The organism is Bacillus cereus group sp. MYBK108-1 (genome assembly GCF_051917185.1).
GTDB lineage: Bacteria > Bacillota > Bacilli > Bacillales > Bacillaceae_G > Bacillus_A > Bacillus_A cereus.
Map to the genome: position 1 here is coordinate 21,577 of NZ_JBQAHZ010000023.1, position 21,814 is coordinate 43,390.

Consider the following 21,814-nt stretch of genomic DNA (forward strand, 5'->3'; position numbering starts at 1 on the left):
TTCATCCTCCTTGTAATTGGTAATTGTATCATATTCAGCAGTATTAGCAATGTAAGGGCATATTATATGTTTATGAAAAGTTTATAATAACTTTACAGAAAATTTGTTGAAGTTTGTCAAAAAATATTGACGATAGGAAAGAACTTTATATATGATAATGTCAGATAAGGTGAAATTTTAATTAGTGGGAGCTTTATTTCCTATTAATTGTTAGTCTTCATCAATCGAGCGTTTAAGGGGACTACTCGTTAGCGCAGGGTGAAATGAAAATTGTGTCTCTAATAGAAGAAAAAAGGTATGTGGTTAGAGACAGATAGGGATTCATTTCATTATTTCTGGTAATTGTATAAGGGGGATTTTTTGTGAAAAAGTCAAAAAAAATGCTAGCTGGAGCAACTCTTGCGATTGGTGTAATGGCACCGCAAGTAATGCCAGCAACAGCTCATGCAGATGAGAACACTGGGGAGAGTACAGTTAACTTACGAATTCTAGAAACATCAGATATTCACGTTAACTTAATGAATTACGATTATTATCAAACGAAAACAGATAATAAAGTAGGTCTCGTACAAACGGCCACACTCGTTAATAAAGCACGTGAAGAAGTGAAAAACTCTGTCCTATTTGATGATGGGGATGCATTACAAGGGACACCGCTTGGAGATTATGTAGCGAATAAAATAAAAGATCCGAAGAATCGTGTGGATCCTAGTTATACACATCCATTATATCGTGTAATGAATTTAATGAAGTATGACGTCATCTCTCTTGGGAATCATGAATTTAACTACGGTTTAGATTATTTAAAGGAAGTGACTAGTAAAACAAAAATTCCGGTTATTAACTCGAATGTCTACAGAGATGACCATGATGGTAATGATGAGAATGACGAGCATTACTTTGATAGACCATATCATATTTTAGAGAAAGAAGTAGTGGATGAAGCAGGCCAAAAACAAATAGTGAAAATTGGTGTAATGGGATTTGTTCCACCACAAATTATGAATTGGGATAAAGCGAATTTAGAAGGAAAAGTAAAAGCAAAAGATATTGTGCAAACAGCGAAAAAATTAGTTCCGGAAATGAAGGCGCAAGGTGCGGATATTATAGTTGCACTAGCGCATTCAGGTGTTGATAAGAGTGGATACAACGAAGGAATGGAAAATTCATCGTTTTATTTAGCGACAGAAGTTCCTGGCGTAAATGCAGTATTAATGGGACATTCACATACTGAAGTGAAGGATGTATTTAATGGTGTTCCAGTTGTAATGCCCGGTGTTTTTGGTAGTAACTTAGGTATTATTGATATGCAATTGAAAAAGGTAAACGGAAAATGGGAAGTGCAAAAAGATCAGTCTAAGCCGCAACTTCGTCCGATTGCTGATAGTAAAGGTAATCCGTTAGTAGAATCTGATCAAAAATTAGTTAATGAAATTAAAGATGAACATGAAAAGACAATCGAATATGTAAATACACATGTAGGTAAAACGAAAGCACCAATTAATAGTTATTTTTCATTAGTACAAGATGATCCTTCCGTACAAATTGTGACAAATGCGCAAAAATGGTATGTAGAACAAGAACTTAAAAAAACAGAATACGAAAAGATTAAAGATATTCCAGTTTTATCTGCAGGAGCACCATTTAAAGCAGGTGGCCGAAACGGTGCTACATATTATACGGATATTCCAGCTGGAACGTTAGCAATTAAAAACGTTGCAGATTTATATGTGTATCCAAATACGTTATATGCTGTAAAAGTAAATGGGGCACAAGTGAAAGAATGGCTTGAAATGTCTGCAGGTCAGTTTAATCAAATTGATCCAAAGAAAACAGAAGAACAGCCGTTAGTAAATATAGGCTATCCTACATATAACTTCGATATTTTAGATGGCTTAAAATACGAAATTGATGTAACACAACCGGCGAAATACGATAAAGATGGAAAAGTTGTAAATGCAAATGCTAATCGTATTGTAAATATGACATATGAAGGTAAGCCAGTAGCTGACAAGCAAGAGTTCATCGTCGCTACAAATAACTATCGTGGAAGTAGCCAAACGTTCCCAGGTGTAAGTAAAGGGGAAGTTGTATACCAATCACAAGATGAAACACGTCAAATCATTGTGAAGTATATGCAAAAAATAAAAGATATTGATCCAGCAGCTGATCAAAATTGGACATTTAAACCGATTGTTGCAGATAAATTAAATACAACATTTGATTCTTCACCAAATGCACAAAAGTATATAAAGAAAGATGGAAAGATTTCATATGTTGGACCATCTGAAAATGAATTTGCGAAATATGCAATTGATATAACGAAGAAAAATGATGATAAAGAAACTGGTGAAGGAAACCCAACAACACCGCCAACAGGTGGTGGAGAAAATCCGACGACACCACCAAAAGGTGATGGAGAAAACCCAACAACACCGCCAACAGAAGAAGGTAATAATGGTAATGAACCAAAGCAAGATGGAAACAATACTGGATCTGGACAAACTACAACAGATGATCAAAATACAAAAGAAACAACAACTGTAAGTGAAAATAAAGAAGCTGAAAAAGATGAACGTGATTTACCGAAAACAGGTGCAAGTATTGCTTCTACAATTGGAGCTGGTCTTGCGTTTGTTGGAGCGGGATTACTTCTGTTATTTAGAAGAAAGAAAGCGAATAGATAGTCAAGAAATATAAAAAGGATTACCGATTTGGTAATCCTTTTTGTTATATTATGAAACTGGTACTGCTTTTTCTTTTTTCCATGAAAGACCGAATCCAGTAAAACCGACAATAATGGTTACGACTGGACATGCTAAACAGAAGATTGCGTATGGCAGGTAATCGAATGTTGGAACGCTAAGAACGTTTGTTAAGAATACACCACTTACACCCCATGGTACGAGTGGATTAATTACTGTACCAGCATCTTCTAATACTCGTGATAAATTACGACGTTCTAAACCGACTTCATCGTATTTATTAGCAAATGCTTGTCCTGTTAAAACGATGGATAAGTACTGCTCACCAAGTAAGAAGTTTACACCAATTGCAGTTGAAGCAGTAGAAATAATTAAGCGTGTACTAGTTTTTACGAAGCTAGAGATAATATTCATCAGCTGCGCTATAATACCCATTCCTTGTAATAATCCTCCCATACAAAGAGCTAGGAAAATAAGAGCAATTGACATCATCATACTTTGCAGGCCACCGCGAGATAATAAGCTGTCAATGTCTTTGATACCAGTTTTAGAAACGTAACCGTCTTGCATAATTTTTATTAAATCAGCTAAAGAAGTGCTAGGTTTAAAAATAAAGAGAATAATAATCCCTACCACAATTCCTGCAAGTAATGTTGGAACTGCGGGTACCTTTTTAAATGCGAATAGGAACAGTAATAAAATAGGAATCAGTGTAACGATAGAAATCGTTGCATTTTTTTCTAGTGTGTTAATAAATGCTGAGAAATCAACGTTTCCACCAGATCCGCTTCCTAAAATGAAAAATGCGATAAAAGCAATAATGAAAGCTGGCACTGTTGTCCAAAGCATGTTACGAATATGTTCAAATAAATCTACACCTGTTACAGCAGGCGCTAAGTTTGTTGTATCAGATAAAGGAGACATTTTATCTCCGAAGAATGCACCAGAAATAATTGCACCAGCAATAAGAGCTGGATCGTATCCAAGGGCAGTACCCATTCCCATAAAGGCAAGTCCTACAGTTGCAGCAGTTGTAAAAGCACTACCGATACTCGTTCCAACAATTGCACAAACAACAAAAACAGTTGGAACGAAAATTTTTGGAGATACAAGTTGGAAGCCGTATACCATTAAAGTGGGAATAGTTCCAGCTGCGATCCAAACGCTAATTAATACGCCTACAAGTAAGAAAATAAATATAGATGGAATACCAGCTGAAATACTACTAATCATCCCTTTCTCCATAGTAGACCAAGAGATTCTCTTCAGGAATCCAAATGCTAATAAAAGAACGATACCAAATAAAATTGGAATGTGTGGTGAAACTTCTAATTGAATAACACTAAAACCAATACAGAAAAAGATAAAAATTGTTAAAAGAACAGACTCAATTTTTGAAACCATTGTTTTCCCCTCCTAAGTAATGTAAAATAGCTCTTTTTTATATAAAATTCGCCAATATTGTATATTTCCTTCTAAAATTTAGAATTTTGTGACAAATTACCGGTAATTGTTAGTCCTTCTATATGATACGGAAATGATTGGATAAAAAAAACGTCCCTGCATATAATTATGCAGGGACGAAGAAATCGCGGTACCACCCTAGCTTGTGAAATGAATGCGTCACAAAATAAAGGGTCATATGATATGCGCTTATAAAATAAAAAACGCCCCTGCAATATATGCAGGGACGAAAAATTCGCGGTACCACCCTAAATTGTGAAACAGTGTCGTTTCACCACTCTTTAGACATAACGGTCTATAACCGTCTTTCACTACTCCTCACGTTTCGTAAAAGAAGCTCCAGGGGGTAATTCATAATTCGCTCTGTACTGGTTCGCACCGACCACCAGCTCTCTGAAATCAGAAATCGAAATACTACTAAATCCTATCAACGCCGATTCATATGATGTTAGTTAAATTTTTATCATATTTTCATCTTACATGTCAATAAAAATATTAAATGTTTTTTTAGGGAAATAAAGGATAATTGTTTTTAACGCTGTAAAAATGTACGTTATAATGAATTTGAAAGGGGGAGGAAAGAGTGAAGAAAAAAATAATTCTTTTTACCACTTTATTAGTTATTGGAGGAAGTGCTGGAATTTACACAGTTTTTGCGGCTGAATCAGAGCAGTTGAAACAAAAGCAAATACAACAGTCAGAAGTGAAGAAAGTAAAAGAAATAGAAGAGAAGAAATCAATGGAAAAAGCAGCAGAAAAACTAGGAGTTTCTACTGAGGGGAAAACAAAAGAAGAGGTTACGAAAGAAGTAAATACCGCTAGATTTGAGAAGCGTCATGATTTATTAATGGAGCACGCTAAGCAACTTGGAATTGATACAGAGGGGAAAAAAGATGAAGAAATTATTTTAGAAATTGGAAAGATACAGCATGGAAAGTAGAACAACTTATCGTAGGATAAGTTGTTCTTTTTTAAGAACTATTTGATTTTAAAATAATTGACAGTCATTCGGATTTAATGTTAACTATATTTATAAACAAGTTAACATTAGGGGTGACAATTGTGACAATAAATAGTAGAACGATTGAAAAATCATCTTATACATATGAAGAATTAGCAGAGAAAAATAAAGCTTACGTATGGCACCCATTTACACAAATGAAAGATTATTTAGAAGAAGATCCTGTCATTATTGAACGTGGAGAGGGAAGAAAACTATACGATGTAAATGGTAATGAATATTGGGATGGTGTTTCATCTATATGGTTAAATGTTCACGGACATCAAGTACCGGAATTAGATGAAGCAATTCGTGAGCAATTAAATAAAATTGCTCATTCTACTATGTTAGGACTTGCTAACGTTCCATCTATTTTATTAGCAGAAAAAATTATTGAGGTTGTACCAGATGGATTGAAGAAGGTATTCTATTCTGATTCAGGTTCTACCGCTGTTGAAATTGCAATTAAGATGGCTTTCCAATATTGGCAGCATAAAGGGAAACCAAAGAAACAAAGATTCGTTACATTAAAAGAAGCATATCACGGTGATACAATTGGAGCTGTTTCAGTAGGAGCAATAGACTTGTTTCACCAAGTGTATAGTTCGCTCTTATTTGATGCGATTAAAATGCCGTATCCATATACATATCGTTCTCCTTACGGAAATAATAAGGAGGAAATTGTAAAAATCCATTTAGAAGAAATGGAAGAATTGTTGAAAGAAAAGCATGAAGAAGTAGCTGCCATCATGGTAGAGCCATTAATGCAAGGTGCTGGCGGAATGATTACAATGCCAAAAGGATATTTAAAAGGACTGCGCGATTTATGTACAAAGTACAATGTATTATTTATTACAGATGAGGTAGCGACTGGATTTGGGCGTACAGGGAAAATGTTTGCGTGTGAACATGAAAATGTGACGCCAGACATTTTAACTGCTGGGAAAGGATTAACAGGTGGATATTTACCAATTGCAGTTACGGTAACGACAGATGAAATATATAATGCCTTCTTAGGAGAATATGAAGAACAAAAAACATTTTTCCATGGACATAGCTACACAGGTAATCCGTTAGGGTGTGCCGTAGCAATCGCGAATCTAGAACTATATGAAAAAACAAATTTAATAGAAGAAGTGGCACGTAAAACGGATTATGTGACAGCGCAATTAGAAAAGCTCTTTGCGTATAAACATGTAGGTGATATTCGTCAGTGCGGATTAATGGTTGGTATTGAGCTTGTGAAGAATAAGAAAACGAAAGAAGCGTTTGACTGGACAGAAAGAGTCGGTGTTCAAGTATGTAAACGCTCAAGAGAGCTGGGTATGATTTTACGACCGCTAGGTAACACGATTGTATTTATGCCACCACTTGCTTCTACTTTTGAAGAGATTGATGATATGTTACGCATTTTATATAAGGCAATCTCGGATGTTACGGAGGGAGAATAATGAGTGGTTTTTTCATAACAGCAACTGATACTGAAGTTGGAAAAACAGTAGTTGCAGGTGCTATAGCAGGTGTATTTAGAGAATTAGGATATAACGTAGGGGTGTATAAACCGTTGCAAAGTGGGCATGTTGCATCAAACCCTGAGGGAGATGCGGCAAGGTTAAAAGCATTATCAGGTGTACCGACACCAGAAAATGAAATTTGCCCTTATTCTATTGAAGAACCACTTGCTCCGAGACTTGCCATGAAAAGAGCTGGAAGAGTAGTAAAGTTAAAAGAAATTACTGATTACTATAATGAACTATTAAAAGAGTTTAATAGCTTATTTGTAGAAGGAGCAGGTGGGCTTGCTGTCCCATATACAGAAGATGCTTTAGTAATTGATTTTGCAAAAGAATTACAGTTGCCTCTTATTGTAGTAGCTCGTCCTACATTAGGAACAGTAAATCATACAGTGTTAACGATTGCTTACGCAAAGGCGCATGGTTTAACCGTAGCGGGTGTCATTTTATCAGGTTGCAAAGAATGTGAAATGGAAAGAGTGCAAGAAAATAAAGAGATGATTGAAGAGCTGAGCGGGGTACCAGTTTTAGGATTATTGCCATTCTTTGCAGGTGAGTTTACGAAAGAAGAAGTATTAGAATCTGCAAAAGAACATATTATGATTTCAAAATTAGAGGAGTTTATCCAAAATGAATCAAACGTGGCGGGCGCACCTTCAATCTAAATTACAACAATTACATGAGCAAGGGCAGTATCGTGATTTGCATGTAACAGAGAAGGCAGAAGAGACTTGGCTTATTCGAGATAAAAAAAGGATGTTAAATTTAGCGTCAAATAATTATTTAGGGTTAGCTGGAGATGAAAGGTTAAAAGAAGCTGCTATTGCCTGTACAAAAAGATATGGAACTGGAGCGACTGCCTCTCGTCTCGTTGTAGGAAATCATCCATTATATGAAGAGGTTGAGAGAAGCATATGTGACTGGAAAGGTACTGAAAGAGCTTTAATTGTAAATAGTGGGTATACGGCAAATATAGGTGCCATATCTTCTTTAGCCTCTCGGCACGATATTGTTTTTAGTGATAAGTTAAATCACGCAAGTATTGTTGATGGAATCATATTAAGCGGGGCAGAGCATAAAAGGTATCGTCATAATGATTTGGATCATTTAGAGAAGTTGTTGAAAATGGCTTCGCCTGAAAAAAGGAAATTAATCGTAACAGATACCGTTTTTAGTATGGATGGTGATACTGCGTATTTGAGAGATTTAGTACAGCTGAAAGAGAAATACGGGGCAATCATTATAGTTGATGAAGCACATGCGAGTGGAATATATGGAATCGGCGGAGCTGGGTTATCTCATATAGAAAAAAATCTTGCTCAAAAAATTGATATACATATGGGGACGTTTAGCAAGGCTTTAGGGTGTTATGGTGCGTATTTGACAGGTGATGAAATTTATATAGAGTATTTACAAAATATGATGAGAAGCTTTATTTTTACTACAGCTTTACCACCAAGTACGTTAGGAGCGGTGCAAAAAGCAATTGAAATTGTAAAAGAAGATAACGAAAGAAGAGAGAACCTTATAGCAAACGGAGAATACTTCAGAACTAAATTAAGGGATGCTGGTTTTGATATTGGGAATAGTTCAACTCATATTGTACCGATTGTAGTCGGTTCAAATGAACATGCTTTACGGTTTAGTAAAAGGTTGCAAGAGGCAGGGATTGCGGCCATTGCAATTCGTCCGCCAACTGTGCCGGTTCATAGTTCTCGAATTCGCTTTGCAGTTACATCGCAACATACAATAGCTGATTTAAAATGGGCTATTGACCGAATTATTCACATTGCGAAAGAAGAGGAGATTTTCGTATGAACGAGCTAAAGATTATTTTTATCCCCGGATGGGGAATGGAAGAGAATATTTGGGATTTAGTACTTCCGTATTTTAAAGGATATCCTGTTCAATGCATAGATTGGCGTAATGTGAACGAACGAAGTGAATTTGCGGAACGAATTATAGATGTAGCGCATAACGACAACGTAATTTTAGTTGGTTGGTCACTAGGAGCGTTAGCAGCAGTTGAAGCTTATAAAAAGATTCAGGCAAAAGGCATCGTATTAATTGGTGGTACTGCTAAATTTACAAATACGAGCGATTACAGTAACGGATGGAATGCTTTGCATGTAGAACGGCTGAAAAGGAATTTGGCGAGAAGGAAAGAAGATACGCTCAAGCGGTTTTATGAAAATATGTTTACGAAAGATGAGCTAAAAGAGAATAAAAACTTTGAAGACATTGTAGACCGTTTTAAAGGTGATTCTATTCAGTCTTTACAACTAGGTTTGGATTATTTAATAGAAACAGATATGAGAGAAGAACTAAAAGAAATTAAAGTACCTATACTACTTATTCACGGAGAACAGGATGTAATATGCCCATTGTCTGCGGCACGTAGTATGACGGAAAATAGCAGCAGCGAGCTGAAAGTAGTAAGTGAAGCAGGGCATGCATTATGTGTAACGAATTTTGAATATTGCGCAAATGAGATAATTCAATTTGTAGAGGGGATACGACATGATCAACAAAACGTTACTACAAAAACGGTTTAATGGGGCAGCCGTATCTTACGATCGATATGCAAATGTACAAAAAAAGATGGCACATTCATTACTTTCAATCTTAAAGGAACGATATAGTGAAACGGCATCAATACGTATTTTAGAACTGGGATGCGGGACGGGGTATGTAACAGAGCAATTATCAAAGTTATTTCCGAAAGCACATATTACAGCAGTTGATTTTGCTGAAAGTATGATTGCGATTGCGCAAACTAGACAAAATGTAAAAAATGTAACGTTTCACTGTGAAGATATTGAGCGATTACGATTAGAAGAATCATATGATGTCATTATTTCAAATGCTACATTTCAATGGTTAAATAATTTACAACAAGTGTTAAGAAATTTATTTCAACATTTGTCTATAGATGGGATATTACTCTTTTCAACGTTTGGACATGAAACGTTTCAAGAATTGCATGCTTCGTTCCAACGTGCGAAAGAAGAAAGAAATATAAAAAATGAAACATCGATTGGTCAACGTTTTTATTCAAAAGATCAGTTGCTTCATATATGTAAGATAGAAACAGGGGATGTGCATGTTTCTGAAACATGTTACATAGAGAGTTTTACAGAAGTTAAGGAGTTTCTGCATTCTATTCGAAAAGTAGGAGCAACTAATAGTAATGAAGGATCATATTGTCAAAGTCCCTCACTCTTTCGTGCGATGCTACGCATATACGAAAGAGACTTCACGGGAAATGAAGGGGTAATGGCAACGTATCATGCTTTATTTATACATATAACAAAAGAGGGGAAGAGATGAAATGAAACAAGTACAAACAAAAAGGGATTGGAAAAAACTTGCATACGACGTAGTGGAAGAGAAGATGATTACGAAAGAAGATGCAATAGCGATATTAGAAGCTGATGATACCGAAGTTTTAGAAATTATGAATGCGGCTTACATTATTCGCCATCATCACTTTGGTAAGAAAGTAAAATTGAATATGATTATTAATACGAAATCTGGATTATGTCCTGAAGATTGTGGATATTGCTCACAGTCTATTATTTCAGAAGCACCGATTGATAAATATGCATGGTTAACGCAGGAGAAGATTGTAGAAGGGGCACATGAAGCAATACGCCGTAAAGCAGGTACATATTGTATTGTAGCGTCTGGTCGTCGTCCGACGGATAAAGAGGTAAATCACGTAATTGGAGCAGTTAAGGAAATTCGTGAAACGACAGACTTGAAGATTTGTTGTTGTTTAGGTTTCTTAAATGAAGATCAAGCAGGACGTTTAGCGGAAGCAGGCGTGCATCGTTATAACCACAACTTAAATACACATGCAAATAATTACGATAGTATTTGTTCAACTCATACGTATGATGATCGTGTTGATACAGTTCAAAAAGCAAAACAAGCGGGCATTTCCCCATGCTCGGGAGCGATTTTTGGCATGGGAGAAACAATTGAAGAGCGTGCTGAAATTGCATTTGAATTACAACGTATAGATGCAGATTCTATCCCTTGTAATTTCCTTGTTGCTGTAAAGGGGACACCTCTTGAAGGACAAAAAGAGTTAACTCCAGTAGAATGTTTAAAAGTACTGGCAATGATGCGTTTTGTAAACCCAACAAAAGAAATTCGTATTTCAGGAGGACGTGAAATCAATTTACGTTCTGTACAGCCAATCGGTTTATTTGCAGCAAATTCTATTTTTGTCGGGGACTACTTAACGACAGCTGGACAAGAGCCGACTGCGGACTGGGGTATGATTGCAGATTTAGGATTTGAGATTGAAGAATGTGCATTATAAGATAGATGAAAAAGCAAACTTGTAAAAGGGTTTGCTTTTTTTGTAAATAAAATGTAATAAATAGTTGTGAACGCTTGATATTATTGGTTTTTAAGCGAAAAAAAGAATTTTTGTGGACGAATTTTCCAAGCCCTAGTTGTACATAGTAAATATGTAATTTATATTGGGTTGGAGGATTTTACATGTACAAATACATATTAGCGATTATGACTTGTTTAATTTTAATAAAAGCAATAAGTTCTGATCCAGTTAAGGCTGCTGAAAATCCTGAACAAAAAGAAATGCAACAAAGAATCGAACAACACTTTCGAACGAAAGCTGAACATTTTGGATTGAAAACGGAAGGAAAAGATTTAAAGGAAGTTAGAAAAGAAATTACTATTATAGAAGAAGCGAAAAAAAGAGAGAATGTATGGAGAACGGCACAAGCTCTTCATATAAAAACAGAAGGAAAAACGATGAATGAATTAATAAAAGATGTACAAAAAAAGGTGAAAAAATAAAAAGAGGCCGCAGCCTCTTTTTTTATGCCCATTGTTTTGATAAGTGAGCCATTTCAATTGCAGCAACAGCTGATTCATATCCTTTATTACCAGCTTTCGTACCTGCGCGTTCAATCGCTTGTTCAATTGTTTCTGTCGTTAATACGCCGAAAATAACTGGGATGTCCATTTGTAGTGATAAAGACGCAACACCTTTTGCTACTTCATTACAAACGTAATCGTAGTGAGTTGTAGCACCTCGGATTACAGTACCTAATGTAATAACAGCATCATACTTTCCGCTACTAGCCATCTTTTTAGCGATTAAAGGAATTTCAAATGCACCAGGAACCCAAGCGACATCAATATCATTTTCCTCTACACCGTGACGCTTTAATCCGTCTAAAGCGCCGCCAAGTAACTTACTTGTAATAAATTCGTTAAAACGTCCAACAACAACTCCAACTTTTAATCCTGTACCAACTAAATGACCTTCGAATACCATAATAAATCTCTCCTTTAATTATAAGTTTAGTAAGTGTCCTAATTTGTTTACTTTCGTTTGTAAATACGATTTATTCTCTTCTTTTGCTGGCATTTGCAACGGTACACGCTCGACTACTTCTAAATCGTAACCTTGTAAGCCAGCAATTTTTCTTGGGTTATTCGTTAATAATCGTAAACTCTGTAAACCTAAATCTTTTAATATTTGAGCACCGATACCGTAATCACGAAGATCAGCAGGGAAGCCGAGTTTTTCATTTGCTTCTACAGTATCGAATCCTTCTTCTTGTAATTTATAAGCACGAAGCTTATTAAGAAGCCCAATGCCTCTTCCTTCTTGCCTCATATAAAGAAGAACACCTTTTCCTTCACGCTCAATTTGAGCAAGTGCTACATGGAGTTGTGGTCCGCAATCGCAGCGATGTGAACCGAATACATCTCCTGTTAAGCATTCAGAATGAACACGTACAAGTACCGGTTCACCTGTTGAAATATCACCTTTTACAAGTGCGATATGTTCTTTCGTATCTAATGAGTTAGAATAGCCAATTGCGTGGAAAGTACCGAAATCTGTAGGTAATGTAATTTCCACTTCTCTCGTCACAAGTGTTTCATGATGGCGGCGGTAAGCAATTAAATCTTCTATTGTAATCATTTTTATATCAAATTGTTTTGCGCATTCTATTAAATCAGGTACACGTGCCATCGTGCCGTCCTCATTTATAATCTCGCAAATAACTCCAGCTGGTTCGGCACCGCATAGCTTTGCTAAATCAACAGCAGCTTCTGTATGACCTGCACGACGCAGGACACCGCCTTCTTTCGCAATTAATGGAAAGATATGTCCAGGTCGATTGAAATCAGCACCTTTTGATGCGGGGTTTAACAATTCTTGTATCGTAGTTGCACGTTCGTGAGCGCTAATCCCTGTTGTTGTAGAGACATGGTCAATGCTCACTGTAAACGCAGTATGATGTGAATCTGTATTATGAGATACCATTGGTTCTAATTGTAGACGTTCTGCGTACCCTTCCGTAATCGGTACACAAACGAGACCACGGCCATGTGTAATCATAAAATTTATTGTTTCTGGTGTAATGTACTCTGCTAAAGCAATAAAATCGCCTTCATTTTCTCGGTTTTCATCATCACATACGATAACGACTTTACCTTTTTTTAAATCTTCTAGAGCTTCTTCAATACGATGAAACATTGTGCTTCCCCCTTATAGAAATCCGTTTTCTTGTAAAAAGCTTTCGGTCATTGAACCTACTCGTTTTGTAGGTTTAGTAATAAAGCGTTCAATATATTTACCAATCATGTCACACTCAATGTTTACGATATCTCCGGCATTTTTTGCTCCAATGACAGATTCGCTTACTGTGTGCGGGATGAGTGAAATCGTTATGGAAGATTCGTCTATATCAAATATCGTTAAACTCGTTCCATCAACAGCAATGGACCCTTTCTGCAAACAATAGCGCAGTAGTTCATCAGAAATTGCTATTTTGTAATAGACGGCATTGTAATGTTGTTTTTTATTTAAAATCGTTCCGATTCCATCAATATGTCCTGAAACGAAATGTCCACCGAATCGTCCGTTTGCAGTCATTGCTCGCTCTAAATTTACTTTAGAGTGCGGTTTAAGCATGCGAAGTGATGTCGACTGCATCGTTTCAGGCATTGCATCAACTGTAAATGAAGTAGTTGTAAAGCTTGTTACAGTTAAGCAAATACCGTTAACCGCGATACTATCACCTAAGTGAACATCTGATAAAATTTTTTTTGCATGAATCGTTAATTTCATCGCTTCTCCGCTTTGTTGCATGTTTGCTATCGTTCCTAATTCTTCTACAATTCCTGTAAACATTTCGTCACCTCGTTTCGGGCATTCGCAACGATTTTTATATCATCACCAATTTGTTTCATCTCTTGAATTTTCAAGGAAAGCGCATTTTGTAATTTTGAAAAACCATTTCCTCCAAATAAAGTAGGAGCATCTTTCCCACCAATTAATTTCGGACTTATATAGGTTACAATTTCATTAAAATTGTTTGTTTTTAAGAAACTTGCATGAATCGATTGGCCACCTTCAACGAATAGAGAAAGAATTTGTTTCTCTCCAAGAAAGGAAAGAAGGTCCTCGATTTCTATATGTTTCGTTTCCATTTGGAATATAGCTATATTTTTAGATTCATAAGAAGATATCTTCTCTTCCTTTACATCCTTACCGACAATAATCCATGTCGGTGCTAAACCATCTGTTATAACATGAGAAGATGGTGGCGTTCGTAAATGGGTATCTAAAACAACGCGAATAGGATGTTTCCCACCATTTGGAATTCTTGTTGTTAAATGAGGATTATCAGCTATAACTGTATTCACTCCAACAAGAATTGCATCATGTGTATGGCGATATTGGTGAACATCAGCACGTGCTTCTTCACCTGTAATCCACTTACTTTCACCAGTTACAGTTGCTGTTTTTCCATCTAAGCTCATCGCTGTTTTGATTGTTACAAAAGGGCGCTTCGTTTTCATGTAGTGAAAAAAGTAGCGATTTAATAAAACTGCTTCTGCTTCAAGAACACCGGTCGTTACTTCAATTCTAGCTTCCTCTAATCTTCTTTTTCCGTTACCAGAAACGAGCGGATTACAATCGAGAGTAGCAATTACAACACGCTTAACTCCTTTTTCGATGATCAATTCACAACAAGGTGGTGTTTTTCCAAAGTGGCTACACGGTTCCAGTGTTACATAAACGGTAGCGTCTTTGGCGTTCTGACCAGCCATTTGAAGGGCATGAACTTCTGCGTGTTCTTCACCAGCTCGTAAATGAGCCCCCATACCAACGATGTTTCCATCTTTTACAACAACAGCACCAACCATAGGATTTGGACTTGTTTGTCCTGATGTCCCTTCTGCTAACTGCAGGGCAATCCTCATATATTCTTGATCTGTCATTTTCTTCACCTCTCCTAAAAAAATCAAAAAACCCCAAGGATTTAATATCCTTGGGGTTTGGGAGACGTGATTTCTAGAAATATAGTTTGAATACGAAAGCATAGGAAAGAAACCTAACGATAATTGATATTTCTGCATAAGGAAAAAACCTAGCAAAATATCGAATTTTTAAACGCTAGTTGTCTCTTTTTATTTCAGTATAAAAAATAAGTATAGAAAATTAAACATATATAAAGAATCAAAATGAATCTTTAAAAATATGCATACTGAAATAAAAGTGTATTCACTATATAAAAAACTAGAAACATATCCTTCTCCCATCCAGACTATACTGTCGGCCCTAGAGTTTCACTAGATCCACCGTTTTCGAGTTGAAAACGGGTCACGGACTTAGAAGTTTTCACTTCATCACCGCCGGTTGGGAATTTCACCCGACCCCGAAGGATGCTGTTTGCTCAAATTATAGCACAAAAAAAATAAAAGGCTAGTAAAAAATATTCGAATGTGAAGAATTGTGTGAAAATATATGCAGGCTGGAATGGAAATAAAAGTATTAGAAATGTTGTAAGGAGAAGGGATATAACGGAGTTGCTAAAAAGAAAAAACATGCACAAAAAAATGTGCATGTCACATGTAAAATTATTCTGCCTCTGGTGCTCTAACAACAGACTCGAATTTACCTTTATGCGAAGCGTCGCAATAAGGCATATTTTTTGATAAACCACAACGGCATAAAGAAAATGCCGGTTTTGCTGGGAATACATTCCCTTGTGAGTCGACTAATTCCACGTCCCCTGTAACGCGAAAAGAGCCATTATCATTTACTTTAATTTGTACTTTTGCCAACGTTATCCCTCCTTCCCAAACGCTTAATTTCATCATATAATCAAGGGAAGTGCTTGACAATATAAAAAGAGCACTTTGTTTGAGAAAGAAGAGAGTGTTATAATAGTTTTCATAACTGACTAGAGTAAGGTGACGAGAGATGGATAAACAATTACATACATTACGAAACATTGCAAATGAGCGCACGTGGGCATCATTTTTGAATGATAATCATCCATATAGTTTGTTACATTGGTCCATTGCAGGTGTAGGGCAAGAGGCAAAGGATGTTTGGTTACTTCAAGATGAAGTAACATTTCAAACGACAGAATTCCCAACGTTAGATGATGCAATGCAATGGATTTCTGAAAATATGGAACAAGTTACAGACGTTTTAGCGCAATAAAAAACAGGCTTATGCAAGCCTGTTTTTTGTTTCTTTCACATATGTGTTTAAAAATTGATCGACGGCTGCTTCGTACTCTTCTTTATTTTCGTTATAAGAGCAAGCGTGTGCACCGTGTTCTGCAATATAAAGCTGCTTATTATTTTCTTTCGCTTCATATAACGCTTTTGTCATATCAGCTAAAATATAGTCGTCATCTTTACTATGAATAAAGAGAACGGGATTGTTAATGTTTTTTATACAGTCGATTGGTGAAACTTCACGAATTGTATAACCGTCACGAACTTTCAAAAATGCGTTTGCTAAAGGTAATAAAGGCCATTTTGGTAAATGGAATTCAACCTTTAAACGGTGCTGTAATTGTCCGTGAAAATCAGAGAAAGGACAATCTGCAATATAGAAATCAGCACCATCTTCTACAAGTCCTGCGTATTGAAGAAGTGTTGCAGCTCCCATAGATTCACCATGAATACCAAGTGTAATATTGGTGCCAAAACGGTTTTTTAGCCAGTCAACTACGGATTTTAAATCATGTTTTTCATAGTATCCATAGCTTGTTGTTTTTCCGCCAGTTTTACCATGACGACGATGATCGTAAATGAGGACGTTATATCCCCTTTTTAAGAATAAGTTTGCATATTTTACAGAGTTTATTTTATTTACAGTTACACCGTGGCAAAAAACCATAAACTTATTGGTGGAATGACCAGCAGGAATGTAATATCCGTGAAGGTCGTATCCGAATTGTGAAGGGATATGAATTTCTTCTTTATGAAGAGCATCAAAATCCTCTATACGAAAATGTTTTTTCGTTTCTCTTTCGAGTACTTCTTCCTCTGTTTTTTTCTTTAAGTACATTACTTTATTTGTAAAGAAAATCCCAAGGGCAGTTATTGCACCTAGTATAGTAAACAGTGCTGCAAAAAAACGTTTCATACTTTACCTCATCCTCCAAATACCGTTACATGTGATACACTTATATTGTATCACAATGATATAAAAGGGGAGAAATAGGAAATGCTGCATATACAAAAAATTACGCCAGCGATGAAAGAAACAATCCGAATGTTCATGTGTGAGAACTGGGGAAGTTCATTGATGGTTTCACGTGGTAAGGGACATCAGTTAGAAGAGTTGCCAGGATTTGTTGCGCTCTCAGATGACAGAATAATCGGAATTATAACGTATGAAGTGACCGGAAATATATGCGAAATTGTATCGCTAGATAGCTTTGAAGAAAGAAAAGGAATAGGGACGAAACTTGTGGATTGTGTATTACAAGTTGCAGAAGAAGAACGGTGCAGACAGATTTGGCTTATTACAACAAATGATAATATGAATGCGTTACGATTTTACCAAAAACGTAATTTTGTAATGACTAATTTATATGTGAATGCGGTAGAGGAGGCACGAAAAATAAAGAAAGAAATTCCACGTATGGGATATGATAATATCCCAATTTTACATGAAATTCAGTTGGAGTATCGTTTAGTGAAATGATGTAACAATTTTCAGAAATGTGAGTTATTAATCTTGACGGATAGTGTAATTTAGGTTACCGTAAAATTGTAATCTATTACCATATTAAGGGGTGACGATGTGGCAACTATACGTGATGTTGCAAAATTGGCAGGTGTTTCAGTCGCAACCGTTTCACGAGTTATTAATGAAAAAGGATACGTTCATGAGGACACAGTAAAACAAGTAAAGGAAGCAATTGAAGAATTACGTTATAGGCCAAACAGTGCAGCGAAGCCACTATTTAAAGAGAGTTCAACGATAATTGCATTACTTGTAGATAATTTATGTAACCAATCAAACATCACTTTGCTACATTGTATTGAGGAAATAGCATATAAAGAAGGCTATCAAATCATTATTTGTAATATAGAGAATAAAGATAGATACATACATATGCTGAAGCAAAATAACATTGCAGGTGTTATTTTGACGAGAGCAGTTTTTAAAAGTGTAGGAGAAATTCCATTTCCGTTTGTTGTGATCGATGAGCAACAATCACATGGAAATTATTATGAAAGTGGACAGAGAGCTGTTTCTTTATTAAAAGAGGAAGGGTGTCACTTTCTTGCATATTTCGGTGAGGGAGAAGAAAGTGAAGAAATGGAAGATCATATAGCAGGGTTTTTAGACGCTGTTTGGGATGAAGGAATCTCTTATCGAGAAGAATGTGTACAAGGGTATACAAATAAACAATTTATTACATTATTGCAAAACAATCCGTATATAGATGGAATTGTAGCCTCAAGTGATCAGATTGCTATTGAGTTAATTCGGTCAGCGAGATTTCTAAATATACATATACCAGATAAATTAAAAATTGTTGGACCGAATGGGAGTATAGAGTGTGAATGGATAGGTTCATCACTACCGACAATTGAAAGCTATGTCAAAGATAACGGAAAAGTAGCTTTTCAACAATTAAAAGGAAAAATAAAAAAGTAAAAGGTGCGTTTTATACGCACCTTTTTATAATGTAATTGCGGCAATAAAGCCAAATATAAGTAACGGTATATTGTAATGTAGAAAAGTGGGTACACATGTATCCCATATATGATGGTGCTGACCATCAGCATTTAAACCGGATGTTGGTCCAAGGGTACTATCCGATGCTGGAGATCCTGCGTCACCTAGTGCTCCGGCTGTACCGATAATTGCAATTGTGGCCATTGGACTAAATCCAAGCTGAATGCAAAGAGGTACAAAAATGGTTGTTAAGATAGGGATGGTTGAAAAGGATGAACCAATTCCCATCGTAACGAGAAGTCCAATAACGAGCATAAGAAATGCAGCGAGTGGTTTGTTATTTCCGATTATATGTGCACTCGTTTGCACTAGAGATTCAACATGTCCTGTTTTTCGAAGAACAGCGCCGAATCCAGCGGCAGCAATCATAACAAAGCCAATAAAGGACATCATACGCATTCCGCTTGTTAATATCGCATCTGCTTCTTTAAGTGGTAGACTGCCACTAACTGATAAGACGATAATACCTGCTAAAGCACCGAAAATCATGGATTCTGTTGTTAATTGAACAGTTAATGTAGCAATGATAGATAATAACCCGAAAGTAATGCTACGTTTTGTATAGGGAACGATTTCATTTTCGGTAGTATGAATTTGTTCTGTTTCATACGTACGAGGTTTTCGGTACGTAATGAATACCGCTACACATAATCCAATAATCATACCGATTGCTGGAATAGTCATTGCTTTTGGAATAAGTGTGACATCAAATGTAAGGCCGCTTTGCGCAGCGTTGGTTTGCAATACGTCATGATAAATTTTTCCGAACCCTGCAGGGATCCACATATAAGGAGTAATCAATCCAAATGTAATAATACATGTGACAAGTCTGCGATCCACTTTCAGCTCATTTAATACTTTTAAAAGTGCTGGAATTAAGATGGGGATGAAAGCAATGTGAACAGGAATCACATTTTGTGAGAAACAAGCCATCGTTAAAATAATGAATAAAATAAGTATTTTAGAATAAACTTGTTTTTTCGTGTCTTGTTCATTGCCAATCCATTTTAATGCAGTTTGAATCATAGCATCTGGAAGTCCTGTTTTGGAAAGGGAAATAGCGAAACCACCAAGCATTGCATAACTTAAAGCGATTGGAGCACTGTTTCCAAGACCAGTTGTAAAAGTGTTAATCGTTTCTGAAATACCGAGTCCGCCGATAAGTCCGCCTGTTAAAGCTCCAACAATGATGGCGACAATGACCTGGACACGTAACAAACTAAGCAATAGCATAATTGCTACTGCGACGAGTACAGCGTTCATAATAAATGTAATCTCCCTAAATTTTTATTCTGTTAAGACAAGTAAATGTGAAACATTTTGCTATGTTTATACATACTTGCGACATATTATTATAAAATGTTTTCTATGAAATGTAAAAGAGCCTTTTGTTACTAATGCTGAAAAGCTAGCTCTTGTTTAATTGATTGTAAAGAATTAGCGAATAATTCTGGTTCTTCTAAATCAGGAGAATGTGCTGAATTTGGGAACCAAATCATCTTTTTTATAGGCGCTTCAATAATATCGCAATATTCCTGAACGAGTGCATAAGGAGTTTGATAATCATAGCGACCAGAACAAAAATAAACTGGAATAGATAAACTTGAGATAGAAGAAAAGAAATCGATTGTCAGCATTTCTTCCCATAAAATGCCAGATTTTAAATTTCCTGCGAGAAACTTGAACCAATCTAATAGCGTATATTCGGGAGAAAAGAAACCTTTTCGTATGAAAGAAAAGGAAGATCCGTTTTGGATTGCGCCTCCAAATGTGCCAAGCCACTTTCTTTGAATAATGAGACGTCTCGTATCTAAAAATGGTGGTTTGCCTAATTTTAAAAGGGAAGCTAATGCTTTTTTATGATCATGTTTTTTTGCAGAATGAATTAAATGTTGATATAGCAATTCTTCATTTTGTTTCATATGTACAATTTGCCCAATACCGATGTAAGCCTCGATATACTTTGGATATTGATGTGCTATGTTAAGCCCAATAATACTTCCCCAAGAATGACCAGCGAGAAATAGTTTTTGTTTGTTGAACTTTTTAAGTACATATTGAATCACTTCTTTTGCATCGGAAACGAATTGTTCGATTGTGAAATTTGCTCCGAAATCTTTCATTGAAAAGGATTTACCAGCTCCGCGCTGATCCCAATTAATAACAATAAATTGCTTCTCTAATTCTTTTTGAAAATGGCGAATAAATCCGATTTGTGCCATCCCAGGTCCGCCGTGACAGCATAATAAAATAGGTTGCTCTACGTTTTGTCCACGCATAAGGAGAGTTTGTTTTCGATTATTAATCATAACGCTTTCTATCGTAGCGATACTATTAGGAATGAGTTGTTTGTTTTCGTTATAGAACTGAGGGGTGTAGCTACGAAAAAGCATATTGAAAACCTCCTTTTGTGAAATCGTATGAATCGCACAGGCTATTCATTTTGCATATACTGTTAGAAAATCATTGTAACATACCATACTAGTGTCATTTCAACACGGGAGGAGGGAAATTGTGACGATTGGAGAAATTATAGATGGTTTAAATAGACGTGAATCCATCGCTATTATAGCAAAACGTCTTGAAATAAGCCCGTATACATTATCGAAGAAATTAAGATTGATTGGATACGAATATGATGGAGAGCAGAAGAAACGTATTTTTGTAGGAGATGGAGAAGAACCACGTCACTTACAACTCCAAGAAGCGACCGCCCTTCAATATGAGAAAACAGATTATCAATTATTAATTTATGAGCAATTACAAAGCATTTATGAGTTATTAAGAAAAAGAGAAGAAGTAATTGTACCAATTGTGAGTAAAAGTACAGAGAAAAAGAGACGAACCTTTTCTATTAATACAGAAATATTAGCAAGATTGGACCTTATATCAGAATCGAAAGGAATTCAAAAATCTAAACTTGTAGAAGAGGCGTTGCAACAATTTTTACAGCAATATGAAGTTGACAAAACATCACATTTTGATAACTAAAGAAAAGGATACTATGTTCATTAGAAGAACGAGTATCCTTTTTATGATGTATATTACGTATAAAATAGAGGATCAGTACAAATCC

22 protein-coding genes, 1 riboswitch and 1 other annotated feature are annotated in these 21,814 nt (G+C 36.0%); of the genes, 13 read left to right on the top strand and 9 right to left on the bottom strand.

Annotated elements, in window-relative coordinates:
- Positions 1-362 precede the first annotated feature (362 nt).
- The gene (cpdB, locus tag ACTFSL_RS24105; RefSeq protein WP_440042521.1) at positions 363-2,687 is read left to right on the top strand and encodes a bifunctional 2',3'-cyclic-nucleotide 2'-phosphodiesterase/3'-nucleotidase; all 2,325 of its coding nucleotides are present in this window, start codon (positions 363-365) and stop codon (positions 2,685-2,687) included.
- Between the two features lie 48 nt (positions 2,688-2,735).
- Here cpdB and nhaC read toward each other — a convergent pair whose 3' ends face one another.
- A complete protein-coding gene (gene nhaC / locus ACTFSL_RS24110) occupies positions 2,736-4,109 on the bottom strand; it encodes a Na+/H+ antiporter NhaC (RefSeq protein WP_000253736.1) in 1,374 nt (457 codons plus the stop codon).
- A gap of 279 nt (positions 4,110-4,388) precedes the next feature.
- Positions 4,389-4,609: a binding site (T-box leader), on the bottom strand.
- Between the two features lie 143 nt (positions 4,610-4,752).
- On the opposite strand from nhaC, the gene ACTFSL_RS24115 reads away from it, so the two are divergent.
- From ACTFSL_RS24115 to ACTFSL_RS24150, 8 genes are all read left to right on the top strand, one after another.
- On the top strand, positions 4,753-5,109 hold the full coding sequence (locus ACTFSL_RS24115; protein ID WP_440042522.1) for a hypothetical protein: 357 nt from the start codon (positions 4,753-4,755) through the stop codon (positions 5,107-5,109).
- A gap of 77 nt (positions 5,110-5,186) precedes the next feature.
- The gene (gene bioA, locus ACTFSL_RS24120) at positions 5,187-6,620 is read left to right on the top strand and encodes an adenosylmethionine--8-amino-7-oxononanoate transaminase (RefSeq protein ID WP_440042524.1); all 1,434 of its coding nucleotides are present in this window, start codon (positions 5,187-5,189) and stop codon (positions 6,618-6,620) included.
- Entirely contained in the window at positions 6,620-7,348 is a 729-nt protein-coding gene (gene bioD / locus ACTFSL_RS24125) for a dethiobiotin synthase (RefSeq protein ID WP_000012470.1), read from the top strand. Before bioA ends, bioD begins: the two co-directional genes overlap by 1 nt.
- A complete protein-coding gene (gene bioF / locus ACTFSL_RS24130) occupies positions 7,314-8,501 on the top strand; it encodes an 8-amino-7-oxononanoate synthase (protein ID WP_050844488.1) in 1,188 nt (395 codons plus the stop codon). Before bioD ends, bioF begins: the two co-directional genes overlap by 35 nt.
- The gene (locus ACTFSL_RS24135; RefSeq protein WP_440042525.1) at positions 8,498-9,238 is read left to right on the top strand and encodes an alpha/beta fold hydrolase; all 741 of its coding nucleotides are present in this window, start codon (positions 8,498-8,500) and stop codon (positions 9,236-9,238) included. Before bioF ends, ACTFSL_RS24135 begins: the two co-directional genes overlap by 4 nt.
- Positions 9,204-10,013, top strand: coding sequence for a malonyl-ACP O-methyltransferase BioC (bioC, locus tag ACTFSL_RS24140; RefSeq protein WP_440042526.1), 810 nt, complete (start codon positions 9,204-9,206; stop codon positions 10,011-10,013). Before ACTFSL_RS24135 ends, bioC begins: the two co-directional genes overlap by 35 nt.
- A 1-nt stretch (position 10,014) precedes the next feature.
- Positions 10,015-11,013, top strand: a complete 999-nt coding sequence (bioB, locus tag ACTFSL_RS24145) for a biotin synthase (protein WP_000815856.1) — start codon at positions 10,015-10,017, stop codon at positions 11,011-11,013.
- Positions 11,014-11,195: 182 nt separating this feature from the next.
- The gene (locus tag ACTFSL_RS24150) at positions 11,196-11,516 is read left to right on the top strand and encodes a hypothetical protein (protein WP_000280032.1); all 321 of its coding nucleotides are present in this window, start codon (positions 11,196-11,198) and stop codon (positions 11,514-11,516) included.
- A gap of 22 nt (positions 11,517-11,538) precedes the next feature.
- Here the strand turns inward: ACTFSL_RS24150 and ribH are convergent, their stop codons facing one another.
- The 5 genes from ribH to ACTFSL_RS24175 form a co-directional block, all read right to left on the bottom strand.
- Entirely contained in the window at positions 11,539-12,000 is a 462-nt protein-coding gene (gene ribH, locus ACTFSL_RS24155; RefSeq protein ID WP_000230895.1) for a 6,7-dimethyl-8-ribityllumazine synthase, read from the bottom strand.
- 18 nt (positions 12,001-12,018) lie between these two features.
- Positions 12,019-13,212: a bifunctional 3,4-dihydroxy-2-butanone 4-phosphate synthase/GTP cyclohydrolase II gene (gene ribBA, locus ACTFSL_RS24160; RefSeq protein WP_440042527.1), complete on the bottom strand. Its 1,194-nt coding sequence runs from the start codon at positions 13,210-13,212 to the stop codon at positions 12,019-12,021.
- Between the two features lie 12 nt (positions 13,213-13,224).
- On the bottom strand, positions 13,225-13,869 hold the full coding sequence (ribE, locus tag ACTFSL_RS24165; RefSeq protein WP_440042528.1) for a riboflavin synthase subunit alpha: 645 nt from the start codon (positions 13,867-13,869) through the stop codon (positions 13,225-13,227).
- Positions 13,851-14,963 carry a bifunctional diaminohydroxyphosphoribosylaminopyrimidine deaminase/5-amino-6-(5-phosphoribosylamino)uracil reductase RibD gene (ribD, locus tag ACTFSL_RS24170; protein WP_440042529.1) on the bottom strand — a complete coding sequence of 371 codons (1,113 nt, stop codon included), beginning with the start codon at positions 14,961-14,963 and terminating at the stop codon, positions 13,851-13,853. The genes ribE and ribD overlap by 19 nt, the downstream gene beginning before the upstream one ends.
- A 305-nt stretch (positions 14,964-15,268) precedes the next feature.
- Positions 15,269-15,412, bottom strand: a riboswitch (FMN riboswitch).
- A gap of 190 nt (positions 15,413-15,602) precedes the next feature.
- Positions 15,603-15,809 (bottom strand): CDGSH iron-sulfur domain-containing protein, encoded by a 207-nt coding sequence (locus ACTFSL_RS24175; protein ID WP_001151582.1) that lies wholly within the window; start codon positions 15,807-15,809, stop codon positions 15,603-15,605.
- Positions 15,810-15,948: 139 nt separating this feature from the next.
- On the opposite strand from ACTFSL_RS24175, the gene ACTFSL_RS24180 reads away from it, so the two are divergent.
- Positions 15,949-16,194, top strand: a complete 246-nt coding sequence (locus ACTFSL_RS24180; protein WP_000360793.1) for a DUF2552 family protein — start codon at positions 15,949-15,951, stop codon at positions 16,192-16,194.
- A 9-nt stretch (positions 16,195-16,203) separates the two neighbouring features.
- Here ACTFSL_RS24180 and ACTFSL_RS24185 read toward each other — a convergent pair whose 3' ends face one another.
- Positions 16,204-17,130, bottom strand: a complete 927-nt coding sequence (locus ACTFSL_RS24185) for an alpha/beta hydrolase (RefSeq protein WP_000819234.1) — start codon at positions 17,128-17,130, stop codon at positions 16,204-16,206.
- A gap of 81 nt (positions 17,131-17,211) precedes the next feature.
- Between ACTFSL_RS24185 and ACTFSL_RS24190 the strand changes: the two genes are divergently transcribed.
- On the top strand, positions 17,212-17,694 hold the full coding sequence (locus ACTFSL_RS24190; protein WP_440042531.1) for a GNAT family N-acetyltransferase: 483 nt from the start codon (positions 17,212-17,214) through the stop codon (positions 17,692-17,694).
- 99 nt (positions 17,695-17,793) lie between these two features.
- Positions 17,794-18,657, top strand: a complete 864-nt coding sequence (locus tag ACTFSL_RS24195) for a LacI family DNA-binding transcriptional regulator (protein WP_119683892.1) — start codon at positions 17,794-17,796, stop codon at positions 18,655-18,657.
- 24 nt (positions 18,658-18,681) lie between these two features.
- Here the strand turns inward: ACTFSL_RS24195 and ACTFSL_RS24200 are convergent, their stop codons facing one another.
- Positions 18,682-20,001: a Na+/H+ antiporter family protein gene (locus tag ACTFSL_RS24200; protein ID WP_000994816.1), complete on the bottom strand. Its 1,320-nt coding sequence runs from the start codon at positions 19,999-20,001 to the stop codon at positions 18,682-18,684.
- A 131-nt stretch (positions 20,002-20,132) separates the two neighbouring features.
- Complete coding sequence (locus tag ACTFSL_RS24205; RefSeq protein WP_000898969.1) at positions 20,133-21,131, bottom strand: alpha/beta fold hydrolase; 999 nt, start codon at positions 21,129-21,131, stop codon at positions 20,133-20,135.
- Between the two features lie 121 nt (positions 21,132-21,252).
- Between ACTFSL_RS24205 and ACTFSL_RS24210 the strand changes: the two genes are divergently transcribed.
- A complete protein-coding gene (locus tag ACTFSL_RS24210) occupies positions 21,253-21,729 on the top strand; it encodes a ribbon-helix-helix domain-containing protein (protein ID WP_098963112.1) in 477 nt (158 codons plus the stop codon).
- Positions 21,730-21,814 lie beyond the last annotated feature (85 nt).

What these genes read in the sequence shown, in the direction of transcription:
- bioA (WP_440042524.1), top strand. Translation starts at nt 5,187, where the DNA reads ATGTTAACTATATTTATAAACAAGTTAACATTAGGGGTGACAATTGTG.
- ACTFSL_RS24200 (WP_000994816.1), bottom strand. Translation starts at nt 20,001, where the DNA reads ATGAACGCTGTACTCGTCGCAGTAGCAATTATGCTATTGCTTAGTTTG.
- bioB (WP_000815856.1), top strand. Translation starts at nt 10,015, where the DNA reads ATGAAACAAGTACAAACAAAAAGGGATTGGAAAAAACTTGCATACGAC.
- ACTFSL_RS24205 (WP_000898969.1), bottom strand. Translation starts at nt 21,131, where the DNA reads ATGCTTTTTCGTAGCTACACCCCTCAGTTCTATAACGAAAACAAACAA.
- ribH (WP_000230895.1), bottom strand. Translation starts at nt 12,000, where the DNA reads ATGGTATTCGAAGGTCATTTAGTTGGTACAGGATTAAAAGTTGGAGTT.
- ACTFSL_RS24190 (WP_440042531.1), top strand. Translation starts at nt 17,212, where the DNA reads ATGCTGCATATACAAAAAATTACGCCAGCGATGAAAGAAACAATCCGA.
- ACTFSL_RS24135 (WP_440042525.1), top strand. Translation starts at nt 8,498, where the DNA reads ATGAACGAGCTAAAGATTATTTTTATCCCCGGATGGGGAATGGAAGAG.
- bioF (WP_050844488.1), top strand. Translation starts at nt 7,314, where the DNA reads ATGAATCAAACGTGGCGGGCGCACCTTCAATCTAAATTACAACAATTA.
- ACTFSL_RS24185 (WP_000819234.1), bottom strand. Translation starts at nt 17,130, where the DNA reads ATGAAACGTTTTTTTGCAGCACTGTTTACTATACTAGGTGCAATAACT.
- ribE (WP_440042528.1), bottom strand. Translation starts at nt 13,869, where the DNA reads ATGTTTACAGGAATTGTAGAAGAATTAGGAACGATAGCAAACATGCAA.
- ribD (WP_440042529.1), bottom strand. Translation starts at nt 14,963, where the DNA reads ATGACAGATCAAGAATATATGAGGATTGCCCTGCAGTTAGCAGAAGGG.
- ribBA (WP_440042527.1), bottom strand. Translation starts at nt 13,212, where the DNA reads ATGTTTCATCGTATTGAAGAAGCTCTAGAAGATTTAAAAAAAGGTAAA.
- bioC (WP_440042526.1), top strand. Translation starts at nt 9,204, where the DNA reads ATGATCAACAAAACGTTACTACAAAAACGGTTTAATGGGGCAGCCGTA.
- bioD (WP_000012470.1), top strand. Translation starts at nt 6,620, where the DNA reads ATGAGTGGTTTTTTCATAACAGCAACTGATACTGAAGTTGGAAAAACA.
- ACTFSL_RS24180 (WP_000360793.1), top strand. Translation starts at nt 15,949, where the DNA reads ATGGATAAACAATTACATACATTACGAAACATTGCAAATGAGCGCACG.
- ACTFSL_RS24150 (WP_000280032.1), top strand. Translation starts at nt 11,196, where the DNA reads ATGTACAAATACATATTAGCGATTATGACTTGTTTAATTTTAATAAAA.
- nhaC (WP_000253736.1), bottom strand. Translation starts at nt 4,109, where the DNA reads ATGGTTTCAAAAATTGAGTCTGTTCTTTTAACAATTTTTATCTTTTTC.